General features: G+C 32.0%; 10 protein-coding genes. 4 read left to right on the top strand and 6 right to left on the bottom strand.

All coding sequences use genetic code 11. The features are described 5' to 3' along the window. The first annotated feature begins 55 nt into the window (after positions 1-55). A complete protein-coding gene (locus JM80_RS13095) occupies positions 56-1,627 on the top strand; it encodes a YgcG family protein (RefSeq protein WP_144710482.1) in 1,572 nt (523 codons plus the stop codon). 66 nt (positions 1,628-1,693) lie between these two features. On the opposite strand, the gene leuB is transcribed toward JM80_RS13095, so the two are convergent. From leuB to recG, 5 genes are all read right to left on the bottom strand, one after another. Beyond that, the gene (gene leuB / locus JM80_RS13090; RefSeq protein ID WP_144710480.1) at positions 1,694-2,749 is read right to left on the bottom strand and encodes a 3-isopropylmalate dehydrogenase; all 1,056 of its coding nucleotides are present in this window, start codon (positions 2,747-2,749) and stop codon (positions 1,694-1,696) included. A 37-nt stretch (positions 2,750-2,786) separates the two neighbouring features. Continuing rightward, the gene (locus JM80_RS13085; protein WP_013622317.1) at positions 2,787-4,301 is read right to left on the bottom strand and encodes an alpha-isopropylmalate synthase regulatory domain-containing protein; all 1,515 of its coding nucleotides are present in this window, start codon (positions 4,299-4,301) and stop codon (positions 2,787-2,789) included. 35 nt (positions 4,302-4,336) lie between these two features. Next, positions 4,337-4,933 (bottom strand): 3-isopropylmalate dehydratase small subunit, encoded by a 597-nt coding sequence (gene leuD / locus JM80_RS13080; RefSeq protein WP_034643880.1) that lies wholly within the window; start codon positions 4,931-4,933, stop codon positions 4,337-4,339. 104 nt (positions 4,934-5,037) lie between these two features. Beyond that, positions 5,038-6,429: a 3-isopropylmalate dehydratase large subunit gene (gene leuC / locus JM80_RS13075; RefSeq protein ID WP_144710478.1), complete on the bottom strand. Its 1,392-nt coding sequence runs from the start codon at positions 6,427-6,429 to the stop codon at positions 5,038-5,040. Between the two features lie 144 nt (positions 6,430-6,573). Further along, positions 6,574-8,679, bottom strand: coding sequence for an ATP-dependent DNA helicase RecG (gene recG, locus JM80_RS13070; protein WP_034643875.1), 2,106 nt, complete (start codon positions 8,677-8,679; stop codon positions 6,574-6,576). A 68-nt stretch (positions 8,680-8,747) separates the two neighbouring features. Between recG and JM80_RS13065 the strand changes: the two genes are divergently transcribed. The 3 genes from JM80_RS13065 to JM80_RS13055 are packed head-to-tail and all read left to right on the top strand — an operon-like array spanning position 8,748 to position 12,657. Beyond that, on the top strand, positions 8,748-10,838 hold the full coding sequence (locus JM80_RS13065) for a M1 family metallopeptidase (protein WP_144710476.1): 2,091 nt from the start codon (positions 8,748-8,750) through the stop codon (positions 10,836-10,838). Positions 10,839-10,840: 2 nt separating this feature from the next. Beyond that, positions 10,841-11,746, top strand: a complete 906-nt coding sequence (locus JM80_RS13060) for a patatin family protein (RefSeq protein ID WP_144710474.1) — start codon at positions 10,841-10,843, stop codon at positions 11,744-11,746. Continuing rightward, complete coding sequence (locus JM80_RS13055; RefSeq protein WP_013622323.1) at positions 11,743-12,657, top strand: patatin family protein; 915 nt, start codon at positions 11,743-11,745, stop codon at positions 12,655-12,657. Before JM80_RS13060 ends, JM80_RS13055 begins: the two co-directional genes overlap by 4 nt. Positions 12,658-12,730: 73 nt before the next feature. Here the strand turns inward: JM80_RS13055 and JM80_RS13050 are convergent, their stop codons facing one another. Then, the gene (locus JM80_RS13050) at positions 12,731-13,249 is read right to left on the bottom strand and encodes a hypothetical protein (RefSeq protein ID WP_013622324.1); all 519 of its coding nucleotides are present in this window, start codon (positions 13,247-13,249) and stop codon (positions 12,731-12,733) included. Positions 13,250-13,318: the final 69 nt, after the last annotated feature.

The following is a 13,318-nucleotide window of genomic DNA, read 5'->3' as shown; positions in this document are numbered from 1 at the left end:
TTAGTTTGCTTGCCTTATTTTTTATTTCTAGTTTAGTTTAATATATAACTAACCTATGAAATTTAAACACTATTGCTATTTCTTTTTATTTCTATTTTTAGTTACATCTTGTAAAGACCAAAACAAAGAGGAAATAGATTATTCTGAAGTTGAAGAAGTAATTATTTATGATGATTCAGATGATGAAATAATAATAGAATCAAATACAGGGGAAGAAGAAGTAGAAGAAGTTGGGTTTGATGAAGATATTGAAGAAGTAGAAGATCTAGGTTTTCCAGAAACGGTAACATCAGAAGTAGAAACGGAAACAGAACAACAATCTTACAGTTCTATAAATTACCCAGTTTTTACTGCACCAACATACTCTAATAGGGATATAGATTATTACTCTATACTAGAAATTCCTAAACCTAGAGGAAAAGGTGTTTTAGGATATGTATCTGATCCAGATGGTTATATTTCTGCTATTTACGAAGAAGAAATTAATAAAGTATTATTTGAGTTAGAAAGGAATACATCTGCAGAAGTTGCCATTGTTGTTGTTAAAAGTATAGGTGATGAAATACCTAAAAAATTTGCAACAAAACTTTTTAATAAATGGGGAATTGGCAAAGCTGATAAAGACAACGGTTTGCTAATTTTAACGGTAATGGACCAGCGTAGAACGGAGTTTGAAACTGGTTATGGTTTAGAAGCTATATTAACAGATAATATTTGTTATAGAATTGGTACAGATGAAATTGTTCCGTTTTTTAAAGAAGGTGAATATGGAGAAGGCCTTTTAAAAGCCGCAGACAAAGTAAAAGAAGTTGTAGAAAACCCAAATACCATAGATTATATCTATTCTAATGATGTTACTTATGAAGTAGATGATGACGATTCTGCATTTTTATTATTTATAGACGACTTATTAGCAACAAATAAATGGATTCTTTTATCGATTGTATATGTGTTTTTTTTAATTTTTCTTACCATTTATTATTCTCTTAAAATTAAATTTATAGATGCATCTAAAGAAGACTATTATGATAAATACAATAGTCTAAAAAAAGTTGAAATAGGTTGTTTTGCTTTTCTATTTCCTTTTCCGTTATGGGGAATGAGTACTACTATAAAAACAAGGCTAAAGCAATATAGATATGACCCCAGATTTAGTAAAGTAAATGGTAAACCTTTAATTTTATTAGACTCTAAAAAAGAAAGAAGTTTTTTAAAAGAAGGTGAAATTGTTGAAGAATATATAAATTCTGTAGACTATGATGTCTGGGTTACAGAGGATAAAAGTGATATTTTAATATTAAAGTATGATGGTATTTCTAGTAGAAAATACTCAAAATGTTACCAATGTAACTATAAGACTAAAGGAAAAACAAAGTCTACGGTTAGAATAAGACCTAATTACGATAGGGAAGGAGAACGTATAGATTTTTACGAATGTAAAAACTGTAATGATAAAACATCTGAGATTGTTGTATTGGCTAAATTGGTTAGAGAAAGCTCTAGTTCATCAAGCAGTTCTAGTTCCTCAAGTAGTAGTTATTCATCTTCATCCTCATCGTCATCCTCTTCATCTTCAAGTTTTGGTGGTGGTAGATCTGGTGGCGGTGGATCTGGAGTTAGCTGGTAATAAACATAAAAAAAGCCTCTGAAATTAAATTCAGAGGCTTTTAACTACTATATAATTGTACTAAGATTATATGTTTTCTGCTAACCAATCTCCAACTTCACTGGTTTTGTATGCTTTACCACCTTCAGATAAATCCTCGGTAACTATACCTTCTGCTAAAGATTTGTTTACAACATCTCTTATAGCTTGTGCTTCTTCAACCAATTTAAAATCTTCAAATAACATTGCTGCAGATAATACTGTAGCCAATGGGTTTGCAATATCTTTACCAGCAGCTTGCGGATATGAGCCGTGAATTGGTTCGTATAATTTTGCTTTTTCACCTACAGATGCAGATGGCATTAATCCCATTGATCCTGATATAACAGAAGCTTCATCAGTTAAAATATCACCAAAAAGATTTTCAGTAATCATAACATCATAAGAGTTTGGCCATTGTACCAAACGCATAGCTACAGCATCTACAAACTCATAAGAAACTTCTACCTCTGGATACTCTTTTTCCATTGCTTGTACAGTTTCTCTCCATAATCTAGAAGATTCTAAAACATTAGCTTTATCTACACAACAAAGTTTTTTAGAACGTGTCATAGCCAATTCAAATCCTTTTTTAGCCAAACGTTGCACTTCTGCTCTTGTATAGGTACAAGTGTCAAAAGCAGTATCTCCATTGTCTTTACGTCCGCGTTCACCAAAATAAATTCCGCCAGTAAGTTCTCTTAAAATAATAAAATCTGTACCTTCTATACGCTCTCTTTTTAAGGGAGATTTATCTATTAAAGAAGGAAATGTAAATGTTGGTCTAACATTAGCAAACAAACCTAATTTTTGTCTCATTTTAAGTAAACCTTGTTCTGGTCTTACTTTAGCAGATGGGTCATTATCAAACCTAGGGTGACCAATTGCTCCAAATAAAACAGCATCTGCAGCTTCACAAATAGCGTGTGTTTCATCTGGGTAAGGTTCTCCAACAGCATCAATAGCTGCAGCACCAGTTAAAGCTGGTGTCCAGTTAATTTCATGATTAAACTTTTTTGCAATAGCATTAGATACTTTTACTGCTTGGTCTATTACTTCCGGACCAATACCGTCTCCTGCTAATAGTGCTATATTTAATTTCATAGGTATGTTTTTTCTCTTTAATTATTTTTTAATTCTGCTAAATTATATTTAGCATTTTTTCTGTTGCTTTTATTGCCGATACAGTTTGGTCAGAGTCTAGTCCACGAGTTTTAAATTCGTTTTCTCCGTTTTGCCATGTTATAATGGTTTCACAAAGTGCGTCAGAATTACTGCCAGGCGGTATACGCACAGCATAATCTATTAATTTAGGAAGCTTAATATTTTTAGCTTTAAAAATTTTGGTAATAGCATTCATAAAAGCATCATATTGTCCGTCACCCTGCGCGTTTTCTTCAAACAATTCATTTTCAATTTCTACGGCAACCGTTGTGCTTGGTTTTAAGCCTTTAGAATGGGTAAGCACATAGCTTTTTACAATAACTTTATCTTGGTAACTATCACTATCAAGAACATCAGAAATTATATAAGGTAAATCCTCTTTAGTAACTTTTTCTTTTTTATCACCCAACTCAATAATTCGTTGTGTAACTTTTCCTAAATCATCATCATTTAGTGTTAGTCCTAGCTCTTGTAAGTTTTTTAAAATATTAGCTTTGCCAGATGTTTTTCCTAAAGCATATTGTCTTTTTCTACCAAAACGTTCAGGAAGTAAATCATTAAAATAAAGATTCTTTTTGCTGTCTCCGTCTGCATGAATACCTGCAGTTTGTGTAAAAACATTTTCACCAACAATAGGTTTGTTTGCTGGTATTCCAAAACCAGTAAATGTAGATACCAGTCTGCTTACCTTGTATAAAGATGTTTCTTTTAAATCAATTTCTACATCGGGTAAAAAATCATTAATTACCGCAACAACACTGGCCATTGGTGCATTACCAGCACGTTCTCCCATACCATTAATGGTTAGGTGTAAACCGTGACAACCAGCTTTAATAGCCTCCATTACGTTAGCAACACTTAAATCATAATCATTATGACCGTGAAAATCAAAATGAAGGTTTGGGTATTTTTTTACCAGTTCTGAGATGTACGTAAATGTTTCAGTGTGTGTTAGTACACCTAATGTGTCTGGTAATAAAACTCTTTTTATAGGTTGATGAGATAAAAAATCTAAAAACTGATACACATATGCTTTAGAATTTCGCATACCGTTGCTCCAATCTTCTAAATATACATTTGTTTCTATTTGATGATTTTGAGCAAGAAGAATAGTTTCTTTAATTTCTTTAAAGTGTTGTTCTGGTGTTTTTTTTAACTGATGAGTTAAATGATTTAAAGATCCTTTGGTTAATAAGTTTTGCACTTTAGCACCTGCATCTTGCATCCATTTAATAGATACACCTTTATCTACAAAAGTTAAAACCTCTACATTGTTAATGTAGTTGTGTGCAGTTGCCCAACTTGTAATTTGTTGTACAGCTTGCAGTTCACCATCAGACACACGTGCAGATGCAACTTCAATCCTATCAACCTTTAACTCTTCTAATAATAATTTAGCAAGAGTTAATTTTTCAGAAACAGAAAAGGACACTCCAGAGGTTTGTTCACCATCACGGAGTGTGGTATCCATTATTTCAATCTTTCTTTTCATTATAGTATTGGCGGGTTATTCTGGTACGTATTAAATTACAAAGGAGTATTTTCAGCAAAAGCCGTAATTTCTTCTTTCATATTTAACAGGTAGTCAATATCATCAAAACCATTAAGCATATTTTCTTTTTTATACGCATTAATGTCAAAAGATTCTTTGTCGCCAGTATTAACAATAGTAATTGTTTGTTCTTGTAAATTTACCTCTACTTGTGAGTCAGCGTCTTTTTCTGTCTCTGCAAATATTTTTTCTAAAAATTCAGGAGAAACCTGTACAGGTAATACACCAACGTTTAAACAGTTGTTTCTAAAAATATCTGCAAAAAAACTAGATACTACACATCTAAAACCATAGTCATATACGGCCCAAGCTGCGTGCTCACGAGAAGAACCAGAACCAAAGTTTTTACCACCAACTAGTATTTTACCAGAGTATTTATCTTGGTTTAAAACAAAATCTTTTTTAGGAGAATTGTCTGCATTGTAGCGCCAATCTCTAAATAAATTATCTCCAAAACCTTTACGTTCTGTAGCTTTTAAAAAACGTGCTGGTATAATTTGGTCTGTATCTACGTTTTCTATTGGTAGCGGAACTACACTACTTTTTAAGATGTTAAATTTATCGTATGCCATTTTAATTTACTTTTTGCCTCTAGCTTTTGGCTAGTGGTATATTTTGATTATTAATTTTTATGTAGCATTTAACCAAGGTTAATTGCTAGCAACTAACAGCTATTTTATAGCAATTCTCTAGGGTCTGTAACTTTACCGGTTACTGCAGCTGCGGCAGCTACAAGCGGAGAAGCTAATAGTGTTCTAGATCCAGGACCTTGCCTACCTTCAAAATTTCTGTTAGATGTACTTACGGCATATTTACCAGCAGGTACTTTATCATCATTCATAGCTAAACACGCAGAACAACCAGGTTCTCTTAACTCAAAACCAGCAGCTGTTAAAATATCTAATAAACCTTCTTCTTTAATAGCTGCTTCTACTTTATGCGAGCCCGGCACCAACCACGCAGTTACATTTGGCGCTTTTTGCTTGCCTTTTACAATTTCTGTAAAAGCTCTAAAATCTTCAATTCTTCCGTTAGTACAGCTTCCTAAAAACACAAAGTCAATTGGCTTACCAATCATAGAATCTCCTTCATTAAAAGCCATATATTGTAAAGACTTTTTATAGGTAGATACACCACCCTCTAAACTCTCTGCAGTTGGTATATCTTTGCCAATACCCATTCCCATACCAGGATTAGTACCATAGGTAATCATAGGTTCTATATCTGCTCCTTTAAAAGTAAGTTCTTTATCAAATGTAGCGTCTTCTTCTGTGTACAAAGTATCCCAGTATGCTTTTGCTTTATCCCAAGCAGCACCAGTTGGTGTAAACTCTCTTCCTTTAACGTATTCTAATGTTTTTTCGTCAGGAGCAATCATACCTCCACGGGCACCCATTTCTATACTAAGGTTACAAACCGTCATACGGCCTTCCATAGTCATATTTTTAAAAACATCACCTGCGTATTCTACAAAGTAACCTGTTGCACCAGAAGTGGTAAGCTGTGATATAATGTATAAAGCAACATCTTTAGGTGTAACCCCTTTGTTTAAGTTGCCTACAACATTAATACGCATACTTTTTGGTTTAGGTTGCATAATACATTGTGTAGCTAAAACCATTTCTACCTCAGATGTACCAATACCAAATGCAATTGCGCCAAAGGCACCGTGAGTAGAGGTGTGCGAGTCTCCACAAACAATAGTGGCTCCTGGTTGTGTAATACCATACTCAGGACCAACAACGTGTACAATACCGTTTTTTTCATGACCTAATCCCCAGTAACTAATACCGTGAGCTTTAGAGTTTTCTTCTAATGCTTTTAATTGGTTAGCAGATAAAGGATCTTTAACCGGTAAGTGCTGATTAATAGTTGGTGTGTTATGGTCTGCAGTAGCAAATGTTTTTTCTGGGTGTTTTACACCAATATTTCTACTTTTTAAACCTAAAAATGCAACCGGACTAGTAACTTCATGTACCATATGGCGATCTATAAAAAGAACATCTGGTCCGTTTTCTATTTTTTTTACTACGTGGGAGTCCCACACCTTGTCAAACAGTGTTTTCATGTATTATTTATTTTCATCTTGGTTTTGCAAAAGAATAGGTATTTCTACACTAATCTTGTTTTACAATCTATGTAAAACCTCTAACTCTCAAAAATAAAGAATACTATAAATTATCTGTTAAAAGATAGTTTTAAATTACGATGTTCAACTTATGTAGGTCCATATGTTTTTATGCTTTACAAGTTGCGCGTAAGCTTGTGAAACCACGTTATTATTGGGGTGGCTAAGACTAGGGTCTTCTTTTAAAATTTTAATAGCATAATGCCTAGCCGTTTGTAAAATGTCGTTGTCTTTTACAATATCTGCTATTTTAAGATTTAAAACTCCACTTTGTTGTGTGCCCATAATATCTCCAGGACCACGTAGTTTTAAATCTACTTCTGCAATTTCAAAACCATCATTGGTACGTACCATAGTTTCTAGTCTTGTTTTTGCGTCTTCAGATAATTTGTGACCAGTCATTAAAATACAATAACTTTGGTCTGCACCTCTACCAACTCTGCCACGCAATTGGTGTAATTGAGATAAGCCAAAACGCTCTGCGCTTTCTATAATCATTACAGATGCATTAGGTACATTTACACCAACCTCTATAACAGTAGTGGCAACCATAATTTGAGTTTCTCCTTTAATAAAGCGTTGCATTTCAAACTCTTTATCATCTGGTTTCATTTGCCCGTGTACAATAGATATTTGGTATTTTGGAGCCGGAAAATCTCTAGCAATACTCTCATAACCATCCATTAAGTCTTTATAATCTAAAGCTTCAGATTCTTTTATTAATGGATATACCACATACACTTGTCTTCCTATATTTATTTCATCTTTTAAAAATCTAAAAACTTTTAAACGGTTTGCATCAAACCTATGCACAGTTTTTATTGGTTTACGTCCTGGTGGTAGTTCATCTATTACAGAAATATCTAAATCACCATACAAACTCATAGCTAATGTTCTAGGGATTGGTGTGGCCGTCATTACCAAAATATGAGGAGGCATTGTGTTTTTACGCCATAATTTTGCTCGTTGTGCTACTCCAAATCTATGTTGCTCATCTATAATAGCTAAGCCTAAATTTTTGTATTGTACCTTGTCTTCTAAGAGTGCGTGTGTGCCAATTAAAATGTGTAACTCGCCACTCTCTAGTTCTTCATGTATAATTCTTCGGGCAGATTTTTTTACAGAACCTGTTAGTAATGATACTTTAATGTTTAAGCCTTGTAATAATTCTGTTATTCCGTTGTAATGTTGTGTAGCTAAAATTTCGGTAGGAGCCATTAAACAAGCCTGAAAACCGTTGTCTAAAGCCAATAACATTGTCATTAATGCCACAATGGTTTTACCAGAGCCAACGTCTCCTTGTAAAAGCCTATTCATTTGTGCGTTACTACCTAAGTCTGCCCTAATTTCTTTAACTACGCGTTTTTGAGCATTGGTAAGCTCAAAAGGTAAATAATTATTATAAAAGTCACTAAAATAGGTGCCAACAGCGTTAAAAGGAAAGCCCTTAATTTTGTTTTTACGCACCATTTTTTTAGCAATAAGTTGTAATTGTATATAAAACAATTCTTCAAACTTTAGCCTAAATTGTGCTTTTGCTAAATCTTGCTGACTTTTAGGAAAATGTATGTTTAGTAGCGCATCACTCTTACCTATTAACTTTAACTCTTTTAATAAATAAACAGGTAATGTTTCTGCAAATTGAGCTTTAGTATCTATAAATAACTGCTGTAAAAGTTTGCTTGTTACTTTATTTGTAATGCCTTTGTTAGTTAGTTTTTCTGAAGAAGGGTATATAGGCTGCATACTAACCTTTAAACCGTTTTTATGGTCTTCTAATAATTCCATTTCTGGGTGAGGCATAGAAAATGTACCATTAAACCAATTTGTTTTGCCATAAATTACATAAGGCACATTTAGTTTAATATTTTCTTTAATCCATTTTTGGCCTCTAAACCAAACTAGTTCCATTTTACCTGTATCATCTACAAAAGTGGCAACTAGTCTTTTTCCTCTTTTTTGACCAACTTCTTTTAAGTGTATTATTTTTCCAATTACTTGTACTTCTGCACTGTTGCGTTGCAATTGGCTAATTTTGTAATATTGGGTTTTATCTAAATACCTGTTAGGAAAAAGATTAAGTAAATCCTGATAGGTATACACGCCCAGCTCACTCTGTAAGGTTTGAGCTCTACTTGGCCCAACACCTTTTAGATATGCAATAGGAGTTTGTAAATAATTAGGATTCATACGACTAAAATAAACCGAATCTGAACAACCACAAAAGATGAAAATGCTTATTTTGGTTGAAAATTAAAATGATGTTTTTTTTTAGATACCTTACGCTGTTTTTAATTTGCACGCAATGCGTTGTTTTACAGGCACAAGAACAACCTAAAGTAGACTTTTTAACAGCAAATGTAGATGTTAAGCCAAATGAGCAGGCTAAAAAAATTAATGGTACTGTTACCTATGCTTTTAATGTATTAGCAACTGTAGACTCCGTTTTTTTAGATGCAAAAAAAATGAATTTCACAACAGTTTTACTTAACAATAAGCGTGTAAAATATAAGGTAGATGAAAATAGAATTACCATTTATAAAAAGCTAAAAAAGGGTAAAAAATATAATTTAAAACTTACTTACCAAGCACAACCAAAACAGACACTGTATTTTGTAGGTTGGAATAAAAAAGATGATAAAAACAATCAAATTTGGACACAAGGTCAAGGTAAATATACAAGCCATTGGCTGCCAAGTTTTGATGATATGAATGAGAAAGTTATTTTTAACTTAACTATTATTTTTAATGAAAATTACCAAGTTATTGCTAATGGTAAGTTAAAAACAACTAATGTAAAGGATAACTTAAAGGAATGGGAATTTAGGATGAAAAATCCAATGTCTAGTTATTTGTTAGCCTTTGCAATTGGTAAATACGCTGTTAATAAACAATTTTCTGCTTCTGGCGTGCCTTTAGAGTTGTATTACTACCCAAAAGATTCAGCAAAAGTAGAAACCACATATAAATACAGTAAAGCTATTTTTAATTTTTTAGAAGAAGAAATTGGTGTTGCATACCCTTGGCAAGTATATAAACAAATACCTGTACGCGATTTTTTATATGCTGGTATGGAAAATACAACAACTACTATTTTTTCTGATGCTTATGTGGTAGATTCTGTGGCGTATAATGATACCAATTATGTAAATGTAAATGCTCATGAGCTTGCTCATCAATGGTTTGGAGATTTAGTTACAGAAGTAGATAGCAAAAATCACTGGTTACATGAAGGTTTTGCTACTTATTACGCCTATTTAGCAGAGAAAGAGGTGTTAGGAGAAGGACATTTTAATTGGAAACTATTTTCTACAGCTTTACAACTAGATAAGTTTAGTCAAAAAAATAAAGGAGAGTCTTTGCTAAACCCAAAAGCGAGTAGTTTAACCTTTTATGAAAAAGGTGCTTGGGCATTACACGCATTAGTAGATTTAGTTGGTAAAAATGCTTTTAAAGAGGGAGTGAAAAACTATTTAGAAAAGCATAAATACAAAAATGTTACTGTTTCAGATTTTTTATCAAGTATAGAAGCGGCAAGTGGTATTAATTTAAAAGACTATAAGTCTACCTGGTTAACAACAAAAGATTTTCCTACAAGCAAGGCTAAAAATATTTTAAAAAAGTCATCATCATCTATAGCAACATTTTATAAATTACAGAAGGAACTAACGGTTAGTAATAAAAAAAATAGTGTAATAATAGATAGGTATTGGGATAAAGCTACATCAACCCAACTAAAAAAATATATTGTAGAGTTTTATTCTAAGTCGTTATCTAAAACAGTTAAAAAACATATATTAACATCTAATGATGTAACGTTAAGGCAAACATTGCTATTAAATACACAAAAATTAATAGGAGAGGATATTGCTTATTTTGAATCTTTTTTAGTGGATAAAAGTTATACTACTGTAGAAAATGCACTGTATAAGCTTTGGATTTACAACCCAGAAAAACGTGTTACATATTTAAATAAAACTAAAGGTATTATAGGTTTTTCTAGCAAAAATGTGAGGCAACTATGGCTTGCATTGGCAATTATGACTAAAGAATATAATGTAGATTTAAAAAATGAATATTTAAAAGAATTAAGGGGCTACACTAGTGAAGCAGAACATTTTGAAACCAGACAATTGGCTTTTTCTTATTTAAACGATTTATTTTATTTAGATAAAACTAATTTAGTAGATTTAATACATGCAACAAACCATCCTGTGTGGCAATTTAAAAGTTTTGCTAGAGGTTTAGTTAATGATATTTTAGAAAAAAAAGAATACAGAAAAATGTTTTTAGAGCTAGAGCCACAAGTTTCTAAAGAAGATTTTAAATATATAAAAAGTAAGTTGTAAGTATGCGTGCAATGGTAATTTCTGGAGGAGGTAGTAAAGGCGCTTTTGCAGGAGGTGTTGCACAGTATTTAATACAAGATGCCAAGCATACATACAATATGTTTATAGGAACCTCTACAGGTAGCTTGTTAATTTCTCATTTAGCTTTACAAAAAATTGAAAAAATTAAACAAATTTATACTTCTGTAAATGAAGATGATATTTTTAGTTTATGTCCGTATACTAAAACAAAAAAACAAGGTGTAGAAACTATAGGTATTAATCACTTTAGTGTATTAAAAAACTTATTACGTGGCAGCAAAACTTTTGGCGAGAGTTATAACCTTTTAAAGTTGATAAAAAAATCTATTACAGAGCAAGAGTTTCATCAACTTAAAAAAAATAATACAGAAATTGTAGTTACTGTAGCCAATTTGTCTTTAAATAAAGTAGAGTATAAATCTATTGAAAATTGTACATATAATGAGTTTTGTGAATGGGTTTGGATTTCTTGTAATTACACTCCGTTTATGAGTTTGGTTAAAAAAAATGGATGTGAGTATGCAGATGGTGGTTTGGGTAGTATGGTACCAATTGAAGAAGCTATTAAAAGAGGAGCCACAATTGTAGATGCTATTATATTACAAACAGAAACTAATTTATTTAATAGAATGCCTTCTAAAAATGCGTTTTCATTGTTAACAAATATGTTTGCTTTTATGGCAGACAGAATAGAGCAACAAAACATACGTATAGGTAAGTTTGTAGCTAACCATAATAATGCAATTATTAACTTTTATTACACTCCAACAATTTTAACTACAAATTCTCTTATTTTTGAAGAGGAAAAAATGACGACTTGGTGGAAAAGTGGTTATGATTTTGCAAAAAATAAGAATACAGAAACCAACCTTATAGATATAGAATGAGAGCATTAGTAATAAGTGGCGGCGGTAGTAAAGGTGCATTTGCCGGTGGAGTAGCTCAGTATTTAATGGAAATTGAACACAGAGATTATGATATTCTTGTAGGTACATCTACAGGCAGTTTATTAATTTCTCATTTGGCATTAAACAATGTAGGGTTGTTGTATGATTTGTACACCAATGTAAACCAGCGTAAAATTTTTAGCTTAAACCCTTTTGTAGTTAAGCGTAAAGGAGAAAGAGAGTTTGTTTCTATTAACTACTTTAATGTTTTATTGCAGTTTATAAAACGTAAAAGAACCTTTGGAGAAAGTAAATCTTTACGATCTACAATTAAAAAGAATTTTACAATATCTGATTTTAGACAAATAAAAGAGAATACAGCTAAAGACGTTGTTGTAACAGTATCTAATTTATCAAAAAATAGGGTAGAGTATAAGTCTATTAGAGATTTTAGTTATGAAGAGTTTTGTGATTGGGTGTGGATTTCTTGTAATTACATACCATTTATGTCTTTAGTAAAAAAAGATGGTTATGAATATGGTGATGGTGGTTTAGGTTGTGTTTTACCTATTAGAGAAGCTATAGAGCGTGGTGCTACAGAGGTAGATGCTATTATTTTAGAATCTGAAAAAATGGAACATAACAAAGTATTGGGGAAGAATCCGTTTTCTTTAATGCTTAGTATTTATGGTTTTGTTTTAGATCAAATAGAATACCATGATATATCAGAAGGTGTAATTTATGCCAAACACAAAGGTGTTAAGTTAAATTTGTATTATACACCAACTAAACTAACAGAAAACTCTTTAGTATTTAATAAAAAACTAATGGCACAATGGTGGGAGCAAGGTTTTAGTTATGCAGAAAAGAAAGCTGCAAAATTAAAAGTTAGCATTCCTATGTCTAAATAATATACAATAGTTGATATAAAAAAAAGACTGCTTTTAAAAGCAGTCTTTAGTATAAGTTAAAACGGATGTAAGTTTACCAAAGTTCACTAATTTCCTTTTTAATGTAGCTTAATGCTGTAGCAGATGGTGATGCCTTATCCATTGTATCATTTAAAATATCTTCACGTAATTTATCTGCAGAATCTGCTTCACTCATAGCGGCTTTGCGTATGGTTTGTATTGTAGCGCTTTTAGCCGTTTTAATAATATTCCAGCTTTCATCAGACAAATATATTTGTTGAGACAAGTTGTGGTCAAACTCTTTTTCAATATTCTTTATTAATAAAGTTTCATATGCATTTTTATCATTACCCACAGGAGCAACACGTACTACTAAACTAGGTATAGATATACGCTCTAAAAATAAAGCCATACGCTCATAAGCTTGTAATCTGGTAGGTATGGTATTTTTTTGAGAATCTTTATGTAATAAAAAACGTCTTCTGCCTTCCTCATTTTTAGTATGCATTTTAAAAAAATAAAAAGCTACCATACCAGTTACTACACTAGGCAATAAATAGGCAAACATTTGTAATATAATTTCTGTTGTCATTGCGGGTTATATTTTAAGTTTGATTACGGTTGTAAAACGCACAATTTGCACAAAAATTATATGAATATT

It is taken from the genome of Cellulophaga sp. RHA_52 (genome assembly GCF_007827205.1).
In the GTDB taxonomy this organism is placed as follows: Bacteria; Bacteroidota; Bacteroidia; order Flavobacteriales; family Flavobacteriaceae; genus Cellulophaga; species Cellulophaga lytica.
This window is presented reverse-complemented; position numbering and strand designations above follow the sequence as displayed.